23 protein-coding genes are annotated in these 24,501 nt (G+C 33.6%); 5 read left to right on the top strand and 18 right to left on the bottom strand.

Going from position 1 to position 24,501, the window contains the following annotated elements; translation table 11 throughout:
• Positions 1 to 38 precede the first annotated feature (38 nt).
• Positions 39 to 1,457, top strand: coding sequence for a PLP-dependent aminotransferase family protein (locus OLM54_RS03645; protein WP_264537242.1), 1,419 nt, complete (start codon positions 39 to 41; stop codon positions 1,455 to 1,457).
• 173 nt (positions 1,458 to 1,630) lie between these two features.
• Here OLM54_RS03645 and OLM54_RS03640 read toward each other — a convergent pair whose 3' ends face one another.
• From OLM54_RS03640 to OLM54_RS03620, 5 genes are all read right to left on the bottom strand, one after another.
• Positions 1,631 to 2,554 (bottom strand): bestrophin family ion channel, encoded by a 924-nt coding sequence (locus tag OLM54_RS03640; RefSeq protein ID WP_264537241.1) that lies wholly within the window; start codon positions 2,552 to 2,554, stop codon positions 1,631 to 1,633.
• A 72-nt stretch (positions 2,555 to 2,626) separates the two neighbouring features.
• Positions 2,627 to 3,349, bottom strand: a complete 723-nt coding sequence (locus tag OLM54_RS03635; protein ID WP_264537240.1) for a hypothetical protein — start codon at positions 3,347 to 3,349, stop codon at positions 2,627 to 2,629.
• Positions 3,350 to 3,426: 77 nt separating this feature from the next.
• Complete coding sequence (locus tag OLM54_RS03630) at positions 3,427 to 4,830, bottom strand: sensor histidine kinase (protein ID WP_264537239.1); 1,404 nt, start codon at positions 4,828 to 4,830, stop codon at positions 3,427 to 3,429.
• Between the two features lies 1 nt (position 4,831).
• The gene (locus tag OLM54_RS03625) at positions 4,832 to 5,506 is read right to left on the bottom strand and encodes a response regulator transcription factor (protein ID WP_264537238.1); all 675 of its coding nucleotides are present in this window, start codon (positions 5,504 to 5,506) and stop codon (positions 4,832 to 4,834) included.
• A gap of 253 nt (positions 5,507 to 5,759) precedes the next feature.
• Complete coding sequence (locus OLM54_RS03620) at positions 5,760 to 7,031, bottom strand: outer membrane protein assembly factor (RefSeq protein ID WP_264537237.1); 1,272 nt, start codon at positions 7,029 to 7,031, stop codon at positions 5,760 to 5,762.
• Positions 7,032 to 7,227: 196 nt separating this feature from the next.
• Here OLM54_RS03620 and OLM54_RS03615 point away from each other — a divergent pair, with 196 nt between their 5' ends.
• Complete coding sequence (locus tag OLM54_RS03615) at positions 7,228 to 7,806, top strand: pentapeptide repeat-containing protein (RefSeq protein WP_264537236.1); 579 nt, start codon at positions 7,228 to 7,230, stop codon at positions 7,804 to 7,806.
• Positions 7,807 to 7,970: 164 nt separating this feature from the next.
• Here OLM54_RS03615 and OLM54_RS03610 read toward each other — a convergent pair whose 3' ends face one another.
• From OLM54_RS03610 to glyA, 5 genes are all read right to left on the bottom strand, one after another.
• On the bottom strand, positions 7,971 to 8,492 hold the full coding sequence (locus OLM54_RS03610) for a hypothetical protein (RefSeq protein WP_264537235.1): 522 nt from the start codon (positions 8,490 to 8,492) through the stop codon (positions 7,971 to 7,973).
• 55 nt (positions 8,493 to 8,547) lie between these two features.
• Complete coding sequence (locus OLM54_RS03605) at positions 8,548 to 9,045, bottom strand: GNAT family N-acetyltransferase (protein WP_264537234.1); 498 nt, start codon at positions 9,043 to 9,045, stop codon at positions 8,548 to 8,550.
• Positions 9,046 to 9,066: 21 nt separating this feature from the next.
• On the bottom strand, positions 9,067 to 10,107 hold the full coding sequence (locus tag OLM54_RS03600; protein WP_264537233.1) for a GMP reductase: 1,041 nt from the start codon (positions 10,105 to 10,107) through the stop codon (positions 9,067 to 9,069).
• A 310-nt stretch (positions 10,108 to 10,417) separates the two neighbouring features.
• The gene (locus OLM54_RS03595; protein ID WP_264537232.1) at positions 10,418 to 11,011 is read right to left on the bottom strand and encodes a tRNA-(ms[2]io[6]A)-hydroxylase; all 594 of its coding nucleotides are present in this window, start codon (positions 11,009 to 11,011) and stop codon (positions 10,418 to 10,420) included.
• Positions 11,012 to 11,142: 131 nt separating this feature from the next.
• On the bottom strand, positions 11,143 to 12,417 hold the full coding sequence (glyA, locus tag OLM54_RS03590; RefSeq protein ID WP_264538606.1) for a serine hydroxymethyltransferase: 1,275 nt from the start codon (positions 12,415 to 12,417) through the stop codon (positions 11,143 to 11,145).
• Between the two features lie 108 nt (positions 12,418 to 12,525).
• Here glyA and fahA point away from each other — a divergent pair, with 108 nt between their 5' ends.
• Positions 12,526 to 13,809: a fumarylacetoacetase gene (fahA, locus tag OLM54_RS03585; protein ID WP_264537231.1), complete on the top strand. Its 1,284-nt coding sequence runs from the start codon at positions 12,526 to 12,528 to the stop codon at positions 13,807 to 13,809.
• A 190-nt stretch (positions 13,810 to 13,999) separates the two neighbouring features.
• On the opposite strand, the gene OLM54_RS03580 is transcribed toward fahA, so the two are convergent.
• Positions 14,000 to 15,040, bottom strand: coding sequence for an agmatine/peptidylarginine deiminase (locus tag OLM54_RS03580; RefSeq protein WP_264537230.1), 1,041 nt, complete (start codon positions 15,038 to 15,040; stop codon positions 14,000 to 14,002).
• Positions 15,041 to 15,227: 187 nt separating this feature from the next.
• Between OLM54_RS03580 and OLM54_RS03575 the strand changes: the two genes are divergently transcribed.
• Positions 15,228 to 16,751, top strand: a complete 1,524-nt coding sequence (locus tag OLM54_RS03575; protein ID WP_264537229.1) for a choice-of-anchor I family protein — start codon at positions 15,228 to 15,230, stop codon at positions 16,749 to 16,751.
• 222 nt (positions 16,752 to 16,973) lie between these two features.
• On the top strand, positions 16,974 to 18,239 hold the full coding sequence (locus tag OLM54_RS03570) for an OmpA family protein (RefSeq protein WP_264537228.1): 1,266 nt from the start codon (positions 16,974 to 16,976) through the stop codon (positions 18,237 to 18,239).
• A 75-nt stretch (positions 18,240 to 18,314) separates the two neighbouring features.
• Here OLM54_RS03570 and OLM54_RS03565 read toward each other — a convergent pair whose 3' ends face one another.
• The 7 genes from OLM54_RS03565 to clpB all read right to left on the bottom strand — a co-directional run bounded on the left by OLM54_RS03565 (position 18,315) and on the right by clpB (position 24,491).
• Complete coding sequence (locus OLM54_RS03565) at positions 18,315 to 19,202, bottom strand: carbon-nitrogen hydrolase (protein WP_264537227.1); 888 nt, start codon at positions 19,200 to 19,202, stop codon at positions 18,315 to 18,317.
• A gap of 96 nt (positions 19,203 to 19,298) precedes the next feature.
• Complete coding sequence (locus OLM54_RS21700; RefSeq protein ID WP_413614472.1) at positions 19,299 to 19,532, bottom strand: type II toxin-antitoxin system RelE/ParE family toxin; 234 nt, start codon at positions 19,530 to 19,532, stop codon at positions 19,299 to 19,301.
• A 54-nt stretch (positions 19,533 to 19,586) separates the two neighbouring features.
• Positions 19,587 to 19,832 carry a hypothetical protein gene (locus tag OLM54_RS03560; protein ID WP_264537226.1) on the bottom strand — a complete coding sequence of 82 codons (246 nt, stop codon included), beginning with the start codon at positions 19,830 to 19,832 and terminating at the stop codon, positions 19,587 to 19,589.
• 264 nt (positions 19,833 to 20,096) lie between these two features.
• Entirely contained in the window at positions 20,097 to 20,510 is a 414-nt protein-coding gene (locus OLM54_RS03555; protein WP_264537225.1) for a hypothetical protein, read from the bottom strand.
• 124 nt (positions 20,511 to 20,634) lie between these two features.
• On the bottom strand, positions 20,635 to 21,525 hold the full coding sequence (locus tag OLM54_RS03550) for a DUF808 domain-containing protein (RefSeq protein WP_264537224.1): 891 nt from the start codon (positions 21,523 to 21,525) through the stop codon (positions 20,635 to 20,637).
• Positions 21,526 to 21,606: 81 nt separating this feature from the next.
• Positions 21,607 to 21,729 carry a hypothetical protein gene (locus tag OLM54_RS03545; protein WP_264537223.1) on the bottom strand — a complete coding sequence of 41 codons (123 nt, stop codon included), beginning with the start codon at positions 21,727 to 21,729 and terminating at the stop codon, positions 21,607 to 21,609.
• Positions 21,730 to 21,884: 155 nt separating this feature from the next.
• A complete protein-coding gene (clpB, locus tag OLM54_RS03540; RefSeq protein ID WP_264537222.1) occupies positions 21,885 to 24,491 on the bottom strand; it encodes an ATP-dependent chaperone ClpB in 2,607 nt (868 codons plus the stop codon).
• Between the last annotated feature and the right edge of the window lie 10 nt (positions 24,492 to 24,501).

Below are 24,501 nucleotides of genomic sequence, written 5' to 3'. Positions count from 1 at the left end.
ATACAGTTTTTGTAAATTGCACCATAACAGTTTTTTTTATGAGAAATTCAAATTACTTGTATCTGCAATTTGCTGACCGTATCGAAAAGCAAATTAAATCCGGCGTTTTATCTGTTGGTGATAAATTGCCGTCTATTCGTGAGGTTTGTGCCGAAACGGGCTACAGCATGAGCACGGTAAGCAAGGCGTATTATGAAGTCGAGAGCAGATCTTTGATTGAATCGAGACCGCAATCTGGTTATTATGTGAGCAATACGTCGGCAAGAATTATAACAGAACCTTCGCCGAGCAGTCCTGCATTAAAATCCTTAAATATTGATCGCGAGGATTTAATTGATCAGGTGTATCGTAATATGACGGATAAAAATATTACGATGCTTTCTTTGGGTTTTCCGGCGAATGAGCTTTTGCCCATTGCGAAATTAAATAAGGGAATTATTCAGGCGACGCGTCAATTACCAAATAGCGGAACGAGTTATGAGGAAGTGCAGGGAAATCTTAATTTAAGGAGAGAAATTGCGCGCTGGTCTTTTACCTGGGGCGGTTCGCTGACGGAAAATGATATTATTACAACTCCGGGTTGTACAAGCGCTATTTCGCATTGTTTGATGACGTTAACGAAACCGGGAGATACTATTATTACAGAAAGTCCGGCGTATTTTGGAATCTTGCAATTGGCAAAATCACTGGGCTTGTATATTATGGAATTACCCACAAATATGACTACGGGAATTGAACTTGATGCTTTAAAAAAGGCGCTTGCTACAAAAAAGGTAAAGCTTTGTTTGCTAATGAGTAATTTTAGTAATCCGTCTGGAAGCATGATGCCTGTTGAACATAAAAAAGAGGTGGTGAAACTGATGGAATTTTACGATATTCCGTTAATCGAAGATGATATTCACGGCGATTTGTACTTTGGCTCAAGCCGACCAACTAACTGCAAAACGTATGATGAAAGCGGGATTGTGCTTTGCTGCAGTTCTGTCTCTAAAACTTTGGCGCCGGGTTATCGCGTTGGCTGGGTTTCTCCGGGGAAATTCAAAAAACAAATCCTTCGAAATAAAATTTATCATACGCTCTCCTCGCCTACTATTACTCACGAAGTTGTGGGCGATTTTTTGAAAAACGGACGTTATGAAAATCATCTTCGAAAAATACGCCAAATCCTGAATCAAAATTGTAATAATTATATTAATACGGTTTTAGAATCGTTTCCGGAAGGAACAAAAGTGAGTCAGCCTCAAGGCGGTTTTTTTCTTTGGATTGAATTAGATAAAAATATCGATACGGCGGCTTTTTATCATTTGGCGATGAAACATAATATCAGTTTTGCGCCGGGAAGAATTTTCTCTTTTCAGGATCAGTTTTCAAATTGCATGCGACTGAGTTTTGGTTTGCCGTGGTCTAATGAATTGCGGCATTCGATACAAACGTTGGGGAAATTGCTTAAAACGTAGCGTTATTTTTTTTTACACGCCGATTGTCATTGCGAGGAACGAAGCAACCACACTATGTATAAACTTTTGTCGATTTAGCAAATGAGATTGCTTCGTTCCTCGCAAGGACAAAAAAAACCAGACAACACCAATAAAGGCATTGTCTGGCTGACAATTAAAAAGACCAAAACTAATTAAAGAACAAAGTACTCTTTTCCGGTAAGTGTTTTAGCTTCCGGTTTTAGGTCAAATTCTTTGATGATATCAAACTCAACCTGAAATTCGTTTAGCATTTGCATTAAATTCTTTTCAATTGCGTTTGCAATTGTGGTAACAGGCGTATCTGTTGGTCTGTTTTCGAAAGGATCCTGCAAGTGGATTGCCATTTTTTCGATCAAAAAGAAGGTTCCTCCAATAATTGTAATTAACGGAATTGCAAACCAGCTTAATAAATCGATTAATCCAAAAGGCAATAAAATAATAAACAAACACAATGTCATTCTGATATACATACTGTATGTTGTTGGAAAAATGGTGTTTTTAATACGCTCACATTTTCCCATTGCATCACATAATCTGGTCAAAGTATTATCAATTTCTACTTGTTGATACGTATTAAAACGCTTGTCTTTTTTGGCGTTTCTTAAATCTCTGGCGTGCAATAAAAGTATCGCATTTGGAATATTCTGATGGTTTTTTACAAAATTCAGTTCTTCTTCGCTAATAAAATTTTTAATTGGTTTTATGGCATCTTTATTTCGCAAAGCCTGCCCTAAACTGTAACACCAAGCGATTTGTCTTTTGGTGAAATTTTCTTTGAAATCATTTGCTTCTACCGAAAAATTAGGGTCTTTATAAAACGTTAATACTTGTCTAATCAGCGTTCTGGATTCATTTACAATTGATCCCCAAATAATTCTTGCTTCCCACCATCTGTCATAAGCCTGATTTGATTTGAAGGCAAGTAATAGAGATATAATTGTTCCTACCATTGTGGGAATAGCAATTGGAATATCTACTGAAATATTGATGAAATAATGGTGAAAAATTTCAAATAATATGGTGTAAGCCATTACAAGACCTAATTCCACTTTAATTTTTCCGAGAACGTACCTCATTGGAATTCTTTTCTTTAATAACATATTTTTAATTTTAAATTTAAACTTATTTTATTTTTGAAGGAATTAGTTTTATGCCAATTCTTCGTAAAGTGATAAAACAGGAAGTCCCAATTTATCGCTGCTGTTTTCTTTTTTTGTTTTTTTGAATTTGATTTTTTCGCCTTTACGGGTTTCTACCAATAAATCAATATCATATTTTGAAATTGCTTCTGATAAATAAGGTGCAAATTCTTCGTAGTTATCATCAAAATTGGCTGTTTGGCTCACAATTTCATACGAGAAGTTTTGACTCAAAAACTGCTGAACATCTTTTACATGCATATTTGCTTTTGCATTTTCAATGTAAAGTGCTTTATTAAAATCGTCTTTACTTAATTCAGTTCCTAAATGTAAAATTGGTCCTTTTTGATTGGTTGTTAATTTTACTAAATATTGATGAATTCGTTTTGTTTCCTGTTTGTACGACTGCGTCAGAATGATCAGTTTTACATCAAAAGCTTCAATAATTCCTTTAAAAATTGGGGCAGAAACTCCGTATTGATTGTGAACTTTTATTTTACAGTTTGGAGTATGTTCAATAATGTATCGGCAGGTTTCAAGAATTTCTTCCTGACTTGCTGTTAGGCTTACTTTCATTTCACGTAAAAATTGTGAAGCCGAAAATGTATCGGGTGTATCAGAAACCAACATTAATATAATCTCGCAATTGGTGTTTTTTGCCTGATTAATTGCCGATTTTACAGCGCTGATTGTATCTTGTTCTAAAGTGGTGGGTATCAGAAAATTTTTCATATGTATAATCGTTTAGTTTATACATACAAAATAACGCTGCGTAAATTAGAAGGATCTTAATCTAAAATTAGAATTTCCTAAGATTCAACATTAGAATTTTTAATGTTGGCTTTTTTAGAATTATTTTTCTTAAAAACAATGGTTACAATTGTTCCTTTATTTTGTTCTGATTGTACTTGTATTTCACCATCATGCATTCGGATAATTTTAGAAGCTAAAGGAAGTCCTAAACCGTAACCATTATATTTAGCGGCAATTTTCCCTCTAAAGAAAGGTTCATATAAATGCGGAATATCCTCTGGCGGAATTCCAATTCCGATATCGTTAATGGAGATTTTAATCCATTCATTAGTAGCCGAAAGTGTTACAAAAACCTCGTTATTATCTGAGTATTTTACGCCGTTTGTAATGATATTATTAATGGCTAATTCTAAAAGTGGTTTATTGCACGGAATTAAAAATAAATTAGAATCTTTTGGGGCAAAATTCATTTTGATACTCACGCGGTTATCAGGATAAATTTTATCCAAATCTGATTTTACTTCCATTAATAACTCGTCGATTCTGGCAATATCCAAAACTTGTTTTTTACCGTCGTAACCCGTTTGGGTTAATTTCAGCAAGCTTTCGGTTAAATTTCCTAATCTTGAAGCCTGACCATAAATATTCTGTAATGATTCGATGTATTCCGGAATTTGTCTTTCTTTCAAAAGCATAATTTCAGACTCGGCAATAATAGTTGTAATTGGCGTTTTTAATTCGTGAGAAGCATTATTAATAAAGTTTGCCTGAATTTCAAATGAAGTTTCTAATCGATCCAGCATATCATTAAATGTATGTGTAAGATCTGAAATTTCATCTGAGTTTTTTACTTCCGGTAATCTGTTATGCAGGTTTGAAGCACTAATTCTATTTACTTCTTTTGTAATTCTCGCTACCGGATTAATAACGCGCTTTGCCAGAAAACGACCTAAAAAGAATGCGAGAAGTATAAATCCTATTCCTCCAAAAAATAAAATTTTGACAATATAAACTGTTGTTGTTTTTCCACGGCGATCTCGTGCGCCAACAATTACAATGTATTTCTGATTGTTTTCGGTAAAAACCTGACCTAAATAATATTTGCTGTTAATTTCAAAATAGTCTTTTCCTGTTTCAAGAATATTAGAATAAAATGAATTGGGCAAATTTAAATTGGTATTGTAATCAAAACTATTGGCGCTGTTTATTTTAAGAACATATTCTTCTTCTTCAATCAGTTCCTCCAGTCCGTTTTTTTTAAGATTACTGTAGTATTTTATTTTTTCCGGATCTTCCTGAAAGTGAATAGAAGCTACAATTTTTGCCCTGTCTTCTAATCGTTTTAAGAAATGATACCTGTTGTTTTCACGAAACAATACAAATACTATAATACACAATAACAGCGTACTAAACGTAGAAAGAGCAACATAAGTAAAAGTAATTTTTTTTCTTATATCCATTTTATGGCTGTATAACGTAACCTAAACCTTTCATGGTATGAATAAGTTTGGTTGTAAATGGTTTGTCTATTTTTTTTCTTAAATAATTGATGTAAACATCCACAACATTGGTGTTCATATCAAAATTAATGTCCCAGACATTGTCTAAAATCTGGTCTCTGGATACAATTCTGCCTGTATTTTTGGCTAAATAATACAAAAGTTTAAACTCTTTGGCGGTTAAAACAATCGATTCTCCATCCCGTTTTACCGTTTTGCCTTTGCTGTTTATTTCTAAATCGCCAATTACTATTGTATCTACTTTTTCGGTTTCCTGATTGGCTCTGCGGTTTAGCGCATTTACCCGTGCGTCAAGTTCTCCAAATTTAAAGGGTTTAACCAAATAATCATCGGCACCGGCGTTAAGTCCTGTTACAATATTTTCTGAAGTTCCAAGAGCGGTTAAAAGCAAAATGGGAACAAAATTTTTATCGTCACGTAATCTTCTGCAAATTTCGATTCCGTTAATATCCGGCAGCATTACATCTAAAATTACTACATCAAAAGTATAATTCTGAATCATTTCCAATGCCGTTTTACCATCAAGCGCAACGCTGACATCGTTGTTGTTTTCAGCAAAACCTTTACGTAAAATAGATAAGAGATTTGGTTCGTCTTCGACTATAAGTAATTTCATTTTAAAATGTATTGTTAACAAAAATAGCGATTGAGTTTAAAATATAAATCATCATAATTTAGAATTATGAATTTATTATGAAGAAAACATTTTTCACATATAAAAAATGAACTTACTCCATTAAAGTTAGTAAAAATTCGTTTCTCACACATAGCTATGTTTATTAAAACAAGTGAAATGCCTTTACTAAGTTCAGCAATGCTATGTTTCTATGTGTTAAAACAAATAACCTAACGTTTAAAGTAATCGCTTTTTAGAATGTTTCTCCGGCATTTAAATAAAAACCTTTTGACTGATTTCCCCAGGCATAATCTGCAATTAGATTTGTTCTTGTATTTTTGTCGATTAAAATTCGCAAACCAATACCTGCTGCGGGCTGAATTGAACTGAATAGTTTTGTATTCGTTTCCGGATTACTTGTCGTTACAAAATTGGTAAAAACAGTTCCGCTTAACATTTGATTACAGGTTATCGGGAACCTAAATTCTGTCGCCAGATAAACCAAATTTGTTCCTCTAAATAATCCCTGCGTATATCCTTCTCCGCTCCTGCTGCGCTGATCCCAGCCAATTGCTGGCAGGTTTAAATAAGGCACTTTTCCTCTGGTTACAAATTGTCCATAAGTCCAAATCGCTAAAATATAACGTTCATTTTTTTGAGAAAGCGGAATAAAATTACGATATTCTGTATATAAAACATTGCTATAACGCTGATTATTAAACAATACAGGATTAAAACGATAATTTATATTGGCAAACCAGCCATGAGTTGCATTTACCTGATTGTCTCTGGAATCGTATACTAAATTAAGGCTCATCCCCGTTAAAAAATATTCGAGATTATCAAATCCGTATTTTTGACTGTAATCGTAATGGTAGGTAAACTTTTGATTTTCAACATCAAGTTCTTTATCAAAAATTTTAGAATACCAATCGATATTTACACCACCGCCAACATAAAAGTTCTTTTTTACTTCGAAAGAAGCGGTTTGATGAAATTTAAAATAATTATAATCCATTGGCTGTGCGAGAGAATCAAGGCTAAATCCCGGATCCTGATTTCGCTTACGCGGAATAATATTAGTTCCAAGTCCGTAATTTGGCTGCGAAAAAATATACAATCGATAATCTCCGCTTAGAAATATTCTATTGTTTTTTAATAAAATATTGTTTTTGACGTTTACCAGCCATTGATTTTTTACGGTATAGGTTATACCCAGATTAGCTATCGAATACTTATCTGCTTTTTGTTTTCCTTTGAAAGTATATTGGGCAACAGCACCAAAGAAAAAGCCTGTCGCCGGTTGCGTACCAATTGCGGGAATAATTAGAAAGAAGCTGTTTTTAATAGGTTTAACGACATAAACAGAATCTTTCTTTTTAAAGATTTCTAATATTGTTTTGGGCGGGCAAATTTCTGAAGAAATGGAATCATTTTGGGCAATCATGGCAAAGGAAATAAAAAACAGCAACCCAAAGATTTTATATTTTTTTTGAAAGACATTATTTTTTAAAAAATTTACCATTTTTAAAGTCTTATTTTTTTGGAATAATAATCAATCCTAATGTAAATATATAGCTAATTTTCAGTATTTTACATTAATAAATTTATAAAATATATTTTCAATTCATTTAAATTCCAAAAAATAGATGTGTAAAAAGTCTTAAACTATCTTGCTTAATTATTACCTTTTCGCTCTCAAATAAAGATTAAAAATAACATTGAAAAAAGAGTCTGAATATTTCCTTGATAAAGAATACACTACCAAAACTTATGGCAGAGATGATCTTAATTTTAAGGATTTTGAATGTTGTATTTTTAATAATTGTAATTTTTCTGCCTGCACTTTTCTCGCAGTCACTTTTATTGATTGCGTTTTTAATGACTGCATTTTTAATGAAGCAAAAATTAATTACGTGGCTTTTAGAACGGCTACTTTTAATCGATGTGAAATTAAAGAAGTCAATTTTGCCATGTGCGACAAATTAATTTTTGAAGTTCATTTTTACGATTGCATTCTTGATTTTTCGAAGTTTTATACTTTAAAAATCAAAGGGACAACTTTTAATACTTGTAGTTTAGTTGCTGTCGATTTTATGGCTACAGATCTTACAAGTGTGCTTTTTGACAATTGCGATTTGTACCGCTCAGAATTCGACAAAGCCATCGCCAACAAAGCCGATTTTAAAACGAGTTATAATTATACAATCGATCCATCTAAAACTAAACTTAAAAAGGCTGTTTTTGCTTTGAAAGAAGTAAAAGGGTTGCTATTTAAGCATGATGTTGTTGTGACTTAGAAAAATAAAAAAAGCCAGTTTAAAACTGGCTTTTGTGTTATTATATTTTTTGTTTGGGAATTTATCCTACTATAACGTCTCTTTTCATGATAAATAATTTTAAATTAATTATAGAACAATATTATTGAATATTTAAGCCATAAGCAAGTTTAATGTGTTAAAACTTATGCAACATCCAGGTTGTCTCCTGACTTGAACTTTTTTGTCGTAATAACATCTTTCGAATAAAAATCTTTTACAAATACATCTGTAAAACCAGATAGTGAATGTTTTGCAATTACTGTTAATCGAATATAAGATGACGCATCGCTCCAATTTAATTCTATATCTTCAATTGTACGTACTCGCATAGCGTGAAGGCTATTTGTATCATTCTTTTTTTTGTATGGAATATATGAAATGAAATTCTCTTTTAATTCAATGTCTTTTCCCTGAATATTCATCCCGCCAACACCGCCAACCTGTTTATAAAAAGTAGGTTCAATTCTTATATCAAATATTTCAGAATTAGTTTTATTTATAAATTTAAAAAAGTAATTGGTTTGCCCTTCAAAAGTAACTTTACTTATATGTGAAGATATTTCTATTTTTACTCTTTTTCGATTCAGGAAATACATCAAAAATAAATAGGATGAAATTATTCCTGTAAAAATACTTATTATGGTTCCAAAGAATATTTCTGCCATTTTTAATTGCTTATCCAACAAAGATAATTAAAAATTTAACAAGTAAAAATTTACTTTAAATTTTCTTCTCCATAACATAATCTTCCATTAAATAACCGTTCCCGATTTCGATATTTACTTCATCGACAACTTCAAAACCTATTTTTTTATAGAAGCTTAAAGCCGAATTAAATCGGTTTACGTTTAAGGATAAAACTTTTGAATTGTTTTCTAAAGCCATTTTTGCAATAGCATTAATTACTTTTTTCCCGATTCCTTTTCCTTGTGTTTCCGGTAAAAGATATATTTTATGAATTTTGGTTGTATTTTCTTCTTTATAATTATGTTCGATTCCGATAAACCCAATGTTAGTTTTATCTTCATAAATCATATAAAACAATTGTTCTTTTTTATTGTATTGATCGGTTAAAGCTTCATCAGAATAAAAAAGATCTAACATATAATCCAATTGCTCTTTTGACAGAATTTCACCGTACGTAATTGGCCATGTTATATGTACTATATTCTGAATTAGCTTAATATCGTTTATTGTTGCTTCTGAAATTGTAATCATTTTTATTTTAAAATGCTTTTATTAATTGGTAAAAATTTGATTTTCCTGCTCGCTTACTCTTATAAAAGTGGTGCGTTTGGTTAGTTCTTTTAATCGAGAAGCGCCCACATAAGTGCAAGTACTTCTTAAACCGCCCAGAATATCTAATACTGTATTGATAACATTTCCTCTAAAAAGAACTTTTACCGTTTTACCTTCGCTCGCTCTGTATTCTGCAACGCCACCAACATGTTTGTCCATTGCTGTTGTGGAGCTCATACCGTAAAATTGTTTGAATTTTTCGCCGTTAATTTCGATCAATTCTCCTCCGCTTTCAGTATGTCCGGCTAACATTCCACCTAACATTACAAAATCTGATCCTGCGCCAAAAGCTTTGGCTACATCGCCTGGCGTACTACAGCCACCGTCGCTTATAATGTGTCCGCCTAAACCGTGAGCGGCATCGGCACATTCTATAATTGCAGAAAGCTGCGGATATCCAACTCCGGTTTTTACACGTGTTGTACAAACTGAACCCGGTCCAATTCCTACTTTTACAATATCGGCTCCAGCCAATAATAATTCTTCGACCATTTCACCAGTAACAACATTTCCTGCAATAATAACTTTATCAGGATATTGCTTTCGGGTTTGTTTTAAGAACTGTACAAAATGCTCTGAATATCCATTGGCGACATCTATACAAATGAATTTAAGTAATGGATTTTCTGTAATTATTTGACCTATTTTTGCGAAATCTTCTTTTCCTGTTCCTGTGCTAATCGCAATATAATTGTAAAAATCCGGTGTAACTTTATCTAAAAAAGTTTTCCATTCTTGTGGTGAATAATGTTTATGAATGGCTGTAAAAAGTTTTTCTTTGGCGAGAACTTCTGCCATTTCAAAAGTCCCGACAGTATCCATATTTGCAGCCATAATCGGAATTCCTGTCCAATTTGTAGTGCTGTGTAAAAATTTAAAATTTCGTTCTAAGGAGACTTCAGATCTACTTTTTAATGTTGATCTTTTTGGGCGAATCATTACATCTTTAAATCCTAATTTCAGATCAGTTTCTATTCTCATTATTTTAAGTTTTTCGTTACTCTCAAATATAAGGAATTTTAAATTTTAGATTGCTGATTTTAGATTTTAGATTGTTAAAACTTTGAGGTTATTTTGAACGCGGATGAGGCTGATTCGCTATCGCGAAAACGCGGATTTTAAACGGATTTTTTTTTGATTAGACTGAAAACAAATAACTTTCTAATTGGAGCGCGTTTCGACTCCGCTCAACGTGACAAAACTGAGACTGAAAACTGTTACTGAGACTGAAAACTGTTACTGAACTGAGACTGAAACTGAAAACTGAAAACCGAGACTGAAAACTAAAAAACTACCCGTGAATCGTCTCTCCTTTTCCGTAGTTTGTGATTATCGATTCTTCGTAGGCTAGCCATTCTCTCCAGCGTTTTTCGACGTCGATTCCTACTCCGTATTTTCTGGCGTAAGTAATAAAAGTAACATAATGTCCGGCTTCGCTTTCCATTAATTCTCTGTAGAAAACTGCCAATTCTTCGTCCTGAATATTTTCTGATAAAACTTTGAAACGTTCACAGCTTCTGGCTTCGATCATGGCTGAGAATAATAATCTTTCGACAAGACCTGAAACACGGCTTCCGTCGCCGCTTTTCTTCATATAAAGATAAAGTTCGTTTACGTAATCGTCTTTGCGTTCGCGTCCTAATTTTAATCCTCTTTTGATAATGATATTGTGAACTTGCTCAAAATGGTCGATTTCTTCTTTGGCTAAAGCCAATAAATCTTTGACCAAATCCTGATGTTCTGAGTTATTGGTGATAATCGTTATCGCGTTTGTTGCTGCTTTTTGCTCGCACCAAGCGTGATCTGTCAGGATTTCTTCAATATTTTTTTCTACAATATTTACCCATCTTGGATCTGTTGGTAATTGTAATCTTAGTACGCCCATTCTTATAAGTCTTAAAGTTGTAAAGTCGAAAGTTGTAAAGTCAAAAAAAGTCGAAGATCAAAACTAAAATAGAATTTCACATTCCATTCCAAGACTTTCGACCTTCGACTTTAAGACTTTATGACTAATATTTAGTATACGAAAATAGGTCTTTCGCTCATCATTTCGTTCACTTCGTTTGCTACTTCTTCGATAATTGCTTCATTTGTGTGATCAGCAAGTACTTTATCGATTAAAGCTACGATAGTTTCCATATCTTCTTCAACTAAACCACGAGTTGTGATTGCAGCTGTTCCTACACGAATTCCTGAGGTGATAAATGGTGATTTATCATCAAACGGAACCATGTTTTTATTTACTGTAATTTCTGCTTTTACTAATGCATTTTCTGCTTCTTTACCAGAAATATTTTTGTTTCTTAGGTCAATAAGCATCATATGGTTATCAGTTCCTCCAGAAATAATTTTATATCCTCTTTTTACAAAAGCATCTGCCATTGCATTTGCATTTTTTTGTAATTGCATTGCATAAGTAAAGAACTCATCTTTAAGCGCTTCACCAAAAGCTACTGCTTTAGCAGCAATAATGTGCATTAAAGGTCCGCCTTGATTTCCCGGAAAAACAGCAAGATCCAATAAAGATGACATCATTCTGATTTCTCCTTTTGGAGTTTTTAATCCTTGTGGATTTTCGAAATCTTTCCCCATCAAAATCAAACCTCCACGTGGTCCACGCAACGTTTTGTGTGTTGTTGTAGAAACGATATGACAATGTGGAATTGGATCATTCATTAATCCTTTTGCAATTAAACCTGCCGGGTGAGAAATATCTGCAAACAAGATTGCTCCTACGCTGTCAGCGATTTGTCTGAAACGCTCAAAATCCATATCACGAGAATAAGCCGAAGCTCCTGCGATGATTAATTTTGGCTGCTCTTTTGTTGCAATTTCCTGAATTTTATCATAATCTAAACGACCGGTTTCTGCATCTACACCGTAAAAAACAGGACGGTATAAACGACCTGAAAAGTTTACCGGAGAACCGTGAGTTAAATGCCCACCGTGAGATAAGTCGAAACCTAAAATAGTATCACCAGGATTTAAACAAGCGTGATAAACTGCTGTGTTTGCCTGAGAACCTGAGTGTGGCTGTACGTTTGCATATTCAGCACCAAATAATTCTTTGGCTCTGTCTATTGCAATTTGCTCAATTACGTCAACTACTTCGCAACCGCCGTAGTATCTTTTGCCTGGATATCCTTCAGCATATTTATTAGTTAAAACAGAACCGGCTGCTTCCATTACTTCATCACTTACAAAATTCTCAGATGCGATAAGTTCTAATCCGTGAATCTGTCTGTCTTGTTCCTCTAGTATAAGGTCAAAAATTTGTTCGTCGCGTTGCATTTTTTCGTTTTTCGTTAATTTCCTGCAAAAATACAAAAAAACGTTTGTCATACAGTTAGATTATGATATATTTGACAAGTAATTTTTCAACAAATAATTAACATTCACATGCCAATAACCGCCAACGATACTAAAAGAAAATCATGGTTAGAAGTACCAGAAAATAGTGACTTCCCTATTCAGAATATTCCTTTCGGTGTTTTTCTTACTAAAGAAAATGTCGTTACCGTAGGAACACGAATTGGCGATTACGCCATAGATTTAGGGGCTTTACAACAATTAAACTATTTTGAAGGAATAGATTTAACCGATGATATGTTCATGCAGGACACGCTTAATGATTTTATTTCTGATGGGAAAAAAACATGGCGTTTAGTGCGAAATCGTATCGCTGAGATTTTCGACGAAACCAACCCAAAACTTAGAGATTCAACAAAAGACAGAGATATTGTTATTTTTAAAATCGATGATGTTGAGATGCAATTGCCTGTTTTAATTGGTGATTATACTGATTTTTACTCCAGCAAAGAGCATGCAACTAACGTAGGAAAGATGTTTCGCGATCCTGAAAATGCTTTATTACCAAACTGGTTACATATTCCGGTTGGATATCACGGAAGAAGCTCTACTATTGTTCCGTCAGGGATTCCGGTTCACAGACCAATGGGACAAACTTTGCCGGCGGGAGAAAAATATCCTGTATTTGGACCGTCCCGTTTAGTAGATTTTGAATTGGAGACCGCCTTTATTACAACTGATGTTAATATAATGGGAGAAAATATACCAACTTACGAAGCTGAGGATTATATTTTCGGAATGGTTTTATTGAATGACTGGAGCGCACGCGATATTCAAAAATGGGAATATGTGCCTCTTGGACCATTCTTAGCGAAAAACTTTGCAACTTCAATTTCACCGTGGATTGTAACTATGGATGCTTTGGAACCTTTTAGAACTAAAGGTCCTAAACAAGATCCGTCACCGCTTCCGTATTTACAGACTAAAGGTAAAAAAGCGTTTGATATTCATTTAGAAGTTTCGATACAACCTGAAAATCAAGAAGAAACTATTGTTTCTAAATCGAATTTCAAATATTTATACTGGTCAATGGCGCAGCAATTAGCGCACCATACTTCAAACGGATGTCGCATAAATTCTGGCGATATGATGGGTTCAGGAACTATTTCCGGTCCAACTCCGGATAGTTTTGGTTCTATGTTAGAATTAACCTGGGGCGGACAAAATCCTTTAAAATTAAAAGACGGAAGTGAACGTAAATTTATTGAAGATAATGATACTGTAATTATAAGAGGTTTCTGCGAAAGCAATGAAGTACGTATTGGTTTTGGTGAAGTTGCCAGCCAATTATTACCTCCTTTTATCAGACCGTGAAGAGAAAAAAAATAGGTTAATTGTTAATCTATATAAATAAAAAAAGCTTGTTAGTTTCGTACTAACAAGCTTTTTTTTATTGTCATTTCGACGTAAGGAGAAATCGCACACGTAACTCTACAAAGATTGGCGACATACTTTGCGGAATTTCTAGTGCGATTTCTCCTCCGTCGAAATGACAAATAGTCGATTAAGCCGGAATCTGTTGACTCAAACAATGTAATGTTCCAAATCCCCAGATGAAATCGATACAGCTTATTCCGATTACTTCTCTGTCCGGGAAACATTCTGAAAGTATATTTAATGCTACTCGATCGTTGCTGTCATTGAATGTTGGTACCAAAACACAATTATTAAGAATTAAGAAATTAGCATAACTTGCCGGCAATCTTAAATCTTCAAAATCTACACGTTTTGGCATTGGCAACGCTACAATTGTTGGCGATTTTCCGTCTTCTAATTTTGCGTTTTGTAAACGTTTCAAATTATCCTGCAATGGTTTGTAATTTGAATCATTTTTGTCTGTTTCTACAATTGTTACGATTGTATCTTCATTTATAAATCGGCATAAATCGTCGATATGTCCGTGAGTATCATCACCTTCAATTCCGTCTCCAAGCCAAATTACATTGGTAACTCCAAGATATTCTTTAAAAACAGCTTCGTAATCTTCTTTTGTAAAACCTGAATTTCTAACCTGAATTGTTGGATGCATCAAACATTCTTCAGATGTTAATAATGTTCCTTTTCCGTTTACATCAATTGCACCGCCTTCTACAATTACCGGTTTTCCTTTATACATTACCTGCGTAAGCGGAACATCAATAAAATCAGCTACTTTTGAAGGTACAAATTTGTCTAATTGATAGTTTTTATATTTTGCCCATCCATTAAAATTAAAGTTTAATGCTTCTCTTTTTGAACCATTTTTTACAATAATTGGTCCTGAATCGCGCATCCAGCTTCTGTTTGTTTTATGAATGATATAAGAGATATTTGCACTATTTACACGAGCACTTTCAAGCATTCCTGCTACTTTTTCTTTTAGTTTTTCATCGGCTACGACCAAAAAAACAGTTTCAAAAGTGGCTACTTTTTTAATAAATTCTACAAAAGCCCATTGAATTGCTTCGTATTTTCCCGGCCAATCGTTTCCGTTATGCGGAAAACACAATACAATTCCTTGTTGCTTCTCCCATTCTGCCGGAAATCTTCTATTATTTGTGGTCATAAAAAAGTTTCTAAATTAAAGTGTACAAAGATAAACATTCGCAAGGATTATAAAATACTATAAAAGGCTTCAAATCTTTATTTGTAGAAATATCTTCTAAAAATTAAGTTAAAGATTAAATAATGAAGCCTTAATATACACTCCATTATCGCTAATTACTTTTGGCAAAACTAAAAACTAAAATAATATGAAAAAATTAAGTCTTTCATTATTAGCATTAATGACAATTTTTGCAAGTTGTAATAATGACGATAATACTAACAACGAAGAACCGGAAGTTGTTGTAAATGAAAATCCTGCTACTTTTAAAGAAATTGGTTCTATAACTATTGGCGGAGAAGCAGCGGCAGAAATTTCGGCTTATGATGAAAAAACTAAAAGATTATTTACTGTAAACAATAGCGGAACAAATCAAATTGATGTAATTGATATTTCTGATCCGACAAAACCAACTAAAATTGGTAAAATAGATTTAACGCCTTACGAAGGTGCTTCAAACAGTGTTTCTGTTTTTGACGGAAAATTGGCTGTTGCTTTAGAATCAACTGTTAACAAACAAGGAAACGGAAAGGTTGTTGTCTTTAATACTTCTGATTATAGCTTAATTAAACAAGTTACTGTAGGCGCTTTGCCTGATATGATTACTTTTTCGCCTGACGGAAAATATATCATGACGGCTAATGAAGGGGAGCCAAGTACTGATTATTTGCAAGATCCAAACGGAACAATTTCTATTATAGATGTAGCTAATAACTATACGGTTACAACTTTAGATTTTGCTTCTTTTAGCAATCAGGCAACGACTTTGCAAAAAGATGGTTTCAGAGTTTCGAAATTTGCAAAAAGTTTTGCTCAGGATATTGAGCCGGAATATGTAACTATTTCTGACGATTCTAAAACGGCTTGGGTTACTTTGCAGGAAAATAACGGTGTTGCAAAAGTAGATTTAACGTCAAAAACGATTACGGCTATTTATCCTTTAGGTTTTAAAGATTATAATACTGCTGATAATGCAATTGACGTAAGCGATAAGGATGATAAAGTTGCTTTTAATCCGTGGAAAGTAAAAGGTATGTTTATGCCGGATGCGATTAGTCATTTTTCTGCAAATAATGTTCCTTATTTTGTTACTGCAAATGAAGGTGACACGAGAGAATATACCGCTTATACTGATTTTACAAGAATGAAAGATATGAAGCTGGACGCTACTGTTTTTCCTGATGCTGCAACTTTAAAATTAGAAACAAATTTAGGAAGATTAAATCTTGTTAATGATATGGGTGATACTGACGGAGACGGAGATTTAGATGAAATGGTTTCTTTTGGAGCTCGTTCTTTTACAATATGGAATGGAAACACTGGAAAAATTGTTTATGACAGTAAAAATGATGCTGACAAGAAAACCAATGAATTGGGAACTTATGATGACAAACGCAGCGATGACAAAGGTTCTGAGCCAGAAGCTGTTGTTGTTGTTAAAATGGGAAATCAAAATATATTGTTTGTTGGTTTAGAAAGATCTGATGCTTTTATGACTTATGATGTAACAAATCCTGCTGCACCTCAATATTTACAAACTGTAAAAACAGGTGATGCGCCGGAAGGAGTTTTATTTATTCCTGCTTCAAAAAGTCCAACGAAAAGAAGCTTACTTGTTGTAAGCAGCGAAGGTGATGGAAGTATTAAAATTTACCAACCGGATTTGAAGTAATTTTCATTTTCAAAATATCAAAAAAGGGACAAGTAATATTGTCCCTTTTTTTGTTTTTCTTACAATTTTAGATTTTTTTAACTTATTCTCATAAAAATCAGCCAAAAGATGGAAATTATATAATATCTACAGTTAATCTATGGAACCCGATTGGATATCATTAGTTTTAAGTTTGTTCTAAGTTTAAAAACTTACAAAATCAAATTTAAATAATAAGATATCATGAAAAAGAAATTAGCGTCCGTATCACTTTTGTTACTTGCATTTGCTGCAAATGCACAAAATATGGCAACCACATCTACTCAACCTTCTGTTGACAAACCTGATTATAATAAATGGTCTATCGAACTAAATGGTGGTGTTAACAAACCACTTAGAGCAATTACTCCTGGGTATTCTACTGAATCAGTTAGTCCTTTTCACGCAGATTTAGGTGTAAGATATATGTTTAATCCTAAATTTGGTTTGAAACTGGATGTTGGATACGATCAATTTCAGGAACGAAATGATACTCCGGAGTTCGACAGTAAATATTACAGAGCAAGTTTACAAGGGGTTATTAATCTTGGAAGAGCTTTAAACTTTGAAACCTGGACAAATACTTTTGGTTTATTAGCACATGGTGGATTTGGTGTTTCTCAATTAAGTTCTGATGAAGGTTTTGATGGAAAAGATTACATGGCACACGGAATCGCGGGTTTAACAGGACAAGTTAGATTAAGCAACAGAATTGCTTTAACCGGAGATCTTACCGGTATTGTTAACGGAAGACAAAACCACAACTTTGATGGTCAGGCAACAACAACTACTGGCTCATTAGATGGTGTTTTATTAAATGCTTCTGTTGGTTTGACTTTTTACTTAGGTAAAAATACAAAACATGCTGACTGGTATTCTGAAGAAAATGAAAGATTAAATAAATTAGAAGACAGAGTTACAACTATCGAAACTAATCTTATTGATACTGATAAAGATGGTGTTGCCGATTTGTATGATTTAGAACCAAATACTGTTTCTGGTGTTGCTGTTAATACAAAAGGACAATCTATTGATAATAATCAAAATGGTGTTCCTGATGAATTAGAAAGCTATTTAGAGAAAACTTATGTTCAAAAAGGCAGCCAAACTGCTACAAACAGTACTGTTGAAGAATTAATTAATGGTGGATATGTAAATGTTTACTTTGATTTCAATTCATCAAAACCAACAAATGCTTCTTTATCAGGTGTTGATTTCTTAGTGAAATATTTGAAAAACAATCCGGGTAAATCTGCAGATATTATTGGATATTCTGATGAAATTGGAACTTCAAACTATAACACTGAATTATCAAGAAAAAGAGCTGAAGCTGTAAAATCTGTTGCTATAAATGCCGGAATTGATGCTTCAAGATTGAATGTAATTGCTAACGGTGAAGATACTTCTGTGAATAAGAATTCTAAAGAAGCCCGTCAAATCGTGAGAAGAGTTACTTTTAAAGTGAAATAAATATTGATCACAATATAAAAAAGGCTGTTTCAAATATTTGAAACAGCCTTTTTGTTTTATATAAATCTACTAAAATTAGTCAATTGCTCTTTTTGTAATATCTCCAAATGCATCGATTCTTCTGTCTCTGAAAAATGGCCAGTTCTGACGTACATTTTCTTGTAAATCCAAATCTACTTCGGCAATTAGAATTTCTTCTTTATCGTGAGATGCCTGAGCTAAAATTTCACCTTGCGGACCTGCTATAAATGAAGCTCCCCAAAACTGAATTCCATCAGTTCCTTCAATATATTGTTCTAAACCAATTCGGTTTGCAGCAGCTACGAAAACTCCATTTGCAACCGCGTGACCTTTCATAACATTCATCCACGCGCCATATTGATTTTCTCCGTATTGTTCTTTTTCTTTTGGATGCCATCCAATTGCTGTTGGATAAAATAAAACTTCGGCACCTTTTAAGGCTGTAATACGAGCTGCTTCCGGATACCATTGATCCCAACAAATAAGTGTACCAATTTTTCCTTTTTTAGTTTCGATCGCCTTAAAACCTAAATCACCAGGAGTAAAATAGAATTTTTCGTAGAAGTGCGGATCGTCCGGAATATGCATTTTACGATACAATCCGGCTTCTGTTCCATCTGTATCGATAATGTAGGCGCTGTTATGATAAATTCCTGCCATTCTTTTTTCGAAGAAAGGAACAATAATTACAACTCCTAATTCTTTTGCCAATTCACTAAAAGCAATAAATGAAGTACTGTAAAGTGGTTCTGCCAATGCAAAATTATCTACATCTTCACTTTGGCAAAAATAATGGCTGCTATATAATTCAGGCAGCAAGATTACCTCTGCTCCTTTATTGGCAGCGTCTCTTACCCAGCTGATACATTTTTTAAGATTATTTTCGGCTACATCGTTAAGGTTTAACTGAACGACTGCTATTTTATATTTTCTTTTCGGCATGACTTAAAATTTAGAGTGCAAAAATAGTAATTTTTAGAGGAATGACAATAAATCTGTTTTGAGATTAAAATGAAAAAAGAGCCTAATTGGCTCCTTTTATAATTGTGTCCTAGAATCTCGTTTAACAGAAATTATTTTAATAATATAAATAATCAGATCTTCTTCTCTATATAAAATTTTATAATTTCTAACAATAATTCTTCTATACTCCGATTCAATTTCATCTTTTTGATACTGTTCATTAAATTGTATTTTGGCAGTAACTTCTAAAATATCGTTTTTAAAATTGTGCGCTCCCTGAATTGATTTTTCTTTATAATAGTTAAAAATACTTTAACTGATCTTTCGCTAAACTTGTCCAAATTATCTTTTTAGCTTCACTCATTACCAATTCTCAGATTCTCTTTCTAAATCTTCCTGCGAAATCACATTGCCGTTTTTAATATCTAATTCTGCCTTTGCCAATTCCTCTTTATAAACAGCTCTTGTAATTGGTTTTCCATCGACTGAAAAAGCAACTATTTCTTCTTCCTGATAACTTTCAATTACAGCCTTTACAACTTTTAAAAGGCGTTCATCTGCAACATTTATATATTCTAAAACACTCTCTCTTAATTCTAAAGCTCCCATAATTATACTTATTTTATTCTTTCAAAGATACTTATTTGCTTTTAAATATTTTTTTTAATCTTATAAAAACTAAACCTCTCCTCTAGCCCCGATAGCAGCGATATCCTTTTTCTTGTTTCTTTAACAAGGAAAAGATTTAGCGGATAGCGGGACTGATGTTCTATAAAAACCGGATCTTCTGCTTCTAAAAAATAAAAAACCGTTCTGTAAATAATTTACAGAACGGTTTAAAATGTATAAAAAGTTGTTTATTGATCTAAAAAACTAGTCAATAACAACTGTTGTAGAAATATATTCAGTCTCTGACTTTGCAATTCTTAAATAGAAAGTACCTTTTGTTGTTGGTTTAATTTTATATAACGTTCGGATAGTCTGTGGTTCAAGTCGTGTACAAGTTGCTACAGGATATTTTGCTTCGATTTGAAAACCTGATAGTTTATTGAATTCTACATCAGTAAATCTATTAAATTCTCCACAACCATTTTCTACTGTAAATCCTATAGAATAAGTAAGTTCCTGACCCACTTTTCCAGTTGTAGGACCGGTTACCTCAGTGGCGAAAGCGCTTTTATATACAACAGTTGGAGCTTCCGGATTATCGTTATCACTGCTGCATGAGCTTAATATAGTTACAAAGAAAACTATTAACGCAATTGATTGTAATTTGAATCTTTTCATAGGTATTTTATTTGTTCTTATTTTTTACATAGATAGTAATAAGTTGTTTTGGTTGCCTGAAAAAATTGTTAAAAATTTAAATTTTAACAATAAAACACCAATAATCAACACTTTAGATTATCAACTATTTTGCCACTTCTCTCTTTTTGAAAATTATTTTAAAAAGATTTATAACTCCTAAAACTAGAAACCCTAAAACCAAACCTATTACGAATTCTTTTATAATCAAAGGAAGATTGATTTGGGGTACTAAATGATGAAAAAATGGAATATAGTGTACAAATATACCTCCGGCAACTAAAAGTAAAGCGATCGTACCAATTACGGTTAAAGCTTTTATCACTAACGGAAGGGCTTTTACAAGTATATTACCAATAAACTTTGATATACTTTTTTCTTTTTTACTAATTTGAATAAGCTTAAAACCAGCTTCATCCATTCGTACAATAAGCGCTACGATACCATAAACACCTACAGTTGCAATTACGGCAATTATCGATACAACAACAATTTGCTGTAAAATTGGTTTTCCAATTACGGTTCCTAATGCGATAATTACTATTTCAACTGATAAGATAAAATCGGTTACGATGGCTGATTTTACTTTTCCTTTTTCAACTTCAAGAATTTGTTCTTCTGTTAAAACTTCATCAGTTATTCCTTCTGATTCTTCGTGGTTATGGGGAAATATAAATTCGTAGATTTTCTCTGCTCCTTCGTACGCTAAGAAAAGTCCGCCCAGAACTAAAATTACAATGATTGCAACAGGAAAAAATGCACTTAATAAAAAGGCGATCGGCAAAATAATTATTTTGTTAAGAAGCGAACCTTTACTAATTGCCCACAATACAGGAAGTTCTCTGGATGAGGCAAATCCTGAAGCTTTTTCTGCATTTACGGCTAAATCATCGCCTAAAATACCTGCTGTTTTTTTTGCTGCAATTTTGCTCATCACCGCAACATCATCCATAATTGCTGCTATATCGTCTAATAGTACGAAAAAACCTGATGCCATTATAATTTAAATTTTAGTATTATTCCCAAAAAATTTGGTTATGCGAATCTAACACTTTTTTATTTAATTAATTCCTACAAATTAACGGCTGCACTGACCTAAAAGCACCCAAATAATAATAAAAACTAAAATTGTTCCAAAGCATCCGCCTCCTAATTTTTTTGCACCATAACCTGCCAATAATCCTCTAAATAAGTTGTTCATAATATTTTGTTTTAAGTTATTGTAAATATCACAATTCAAAAAGAGATTTTATTTATATGAATTTTAAAAAAAGTTTCATTATTCACGGTTTGAATTTTATTCAAAAAAACACCAACATTGCTGCCGGTGTTTTATTAACATTGAAATATAACAAATTATTTTGCTAATTCTGGTGTTTGATTTCTAAAAACCAGATTTCCATCAAAGGCATCAATTAAGATAATACTGTCTGTTGCTATCTTTCCTGCCAAAATTTCTTTAGACAATTGATTTAAAACCTCACGCTGTATAACACGTTTTACAGGTCTTGCACCAAACTCAGGATCATACCCTTTATCTGAAAGATATTTGATTCCCTCAGGAGTTGCATCTAATGTAATACCTTGTAAAGCAAGCATTTTGCTGACACTTTTAAGCTGTAAGCTTACAATTCGCGAAATATTATCGACTGTTAATGGCGTAAACATTACGATTTCGTCAATACGATTTATAAATTCCGGACGAACGGTTTGTTTCAATAATCCTAAAACTTCTACTTTGGCAGCTTCTGTTGCGGCTTCGATTCCTCCTTTTAAATTTTCAAATTTCTCTTGTATAATCTGACTTCCCATATTAGAAGTCATGATGATAATTGTGTTTTTAAAATCGGCTAAACGACCTTTATTATCTGTCAATCGTCCTTCATCCAAAACCTGCAATAAAATATTAAAAGTATCCGGATGCGCTTTTTCGATCTCGTCTAACAAAATAACAGAATACGGTTTTCTTCGCACAGCTTCCGTCAATTGTCCGCCTTCATCATAACCCACATATCCCGGAGGCGCACCAACTAAACGGCTCACACTGTGGCGTTCCTGATATTCACTCATATCGATACGTGTCATCGCATTTTCATCATCAAAAAGATATTCCGCCAATGCTTTTGCAAGTTCTGTTTTACCAACTCCGGTTGTTCCTAAAAATAAGAATGTTCCAACCGGTTTTTTCATATCCTGCAAACCGGCGCGGCTTCTGCGAACGGCATCACTCACGGCTTCAATTGCTTCTTCCTGACCTACTACTCTTCTATGCAATTCTTCTTCCAGATGAAGCAGTTTTTCTCTCTCAGTCTGAAGCATTTTCATAACCGGAATTCCTGTCCATTTTGCCACAACTTCTGCAATATCTTCGCGGGTAACTTCTTCTTTAATTAAGGAAGTTCCTGATTGATATTCTTGTAATTGTTTTTGTAAAACATCAAGACGTTCCTGTGCTTCTTTTATTTTTCCGTAACGAATCTCTGCTACTTTTCCGTAATCACCATCACGTTCTGCGCGTTCTGCTTCGTATTTAAAATCTTCAATTTCTAATTTTACAGCCTGAATTCCGTCGACAACGTCTTTTTCCGATTTCCATTTAGTGTAGATTTCGTTGCGTTCTTCCTTCAAATTAGCCAAATCCATGTGTAAGATTTTGAGTTTGCTCTCTTCTTTTTCACGTTTAATGGCTTCAATTTCAATTTCAAGCTGCATGATTTTACGATCTAAAACATCTAATTCTTCTGGTTTTGAATTGATTTCCATACGTAATTTAGAAGCCGCTTCATCCATCAAATCAATCGCTTTATCCGGTAGAAAACGATTTGTAATATAACGCTGAGAAAGTTCTACAGCAGCAATAATCGCTTCATCTTTTATTTGAACTTTATGATGTGTTTCGTATTTTTCCTTGATTCCTCGTAAAATCGAAATAGCACTTTCAGTATCCGGTTCATCAACCATCACCTTTTGAAAACGACGTTCTAACGCTTTATCTTTTTCAAAATATTTTTGATATTCATCTAAAGTTGTTGCGCCAATAGCTCGTAATTCTCCACGAGCCAAAGCCGGTTTCAAAATATTTGCCGCATCCATTGCGCCTTCACCTCCGCCTGCGCCAACAAGTGTGTGAATTTCATCAATAAATAATACGATATCACCTTCGGCAGCGGTAACTTCTTTTACAACCGATTTCAAACGTTCTTCGAATTCTCCTTTATATTTTGCTCCAGCAATCAGTGCTCCCATATCCAGCGAGAAAACAATTTTATCTTTTAAGTTTTCCGGCACATCACCATCTACAATTCTGTGCGCCAAACCTTCGGCAATTGCTGTTTTACCAACTCCGGGCTCACCCACTAACATTGGGTTATTTTTAGTTCGGCGTGTCAGGATTTGCAATACACGGCGAATTTCTTCATCACGCCCAATAACCGGATCCAGTTTTCCTGTTCTTGCTAATTCGTTTAGGTTTTTGGCGTATTTATTTAATGCGTTATAGGTTTCTTCTGCCGAAGCGGAAGTTACTCTTTCGCCTTTTCTAAGTTCTTCGATTGTGGCTTTTAAACCTTTTCCGGTAACGCCTTGATCTTTTAAAATTTGGGCAACTTTACTTTTTGAATCAAAAATTGCCAAAATTAAATGTTCGATCGAAACATATTCGTCGTTCATTTTTTGAGCAATAATCTCCGCTTCATTCAACGCTTTATTTGCATCTCTGGAAAGTACGATATCGCCTCCTGATACTTTTGGAAAACTCTGAATTGTGCTGTCTAATATTTGTAAAAACAACGGAACATTTACGTTCATTTTTTTCAAAATAAATGGCGCTACATTTTCATCAACTTCAAAAATAGCCTTAAAAATGTGCTCGTTTTCTATTTGCTGCTGTCCGTTGCGTTGTGCCAATTGCTGTGATAGCTGAATGGCTTCCTGCGATTTAGTTGTAAATTTATTTATGTTCATATTTTGTACG

The organism is Flavobacterium sp. N1736 (assembly GCF_025947065.1).
Classification (GTDB): domain Bacteria; phylum Bacteroidota; class Bacteroidia; order Flavobacteriales; family Flavobacteriaceae; genus Flavobacterium.
This window is presented reverse-complemented; position numbering and strand designations above follow the sequence as displayed.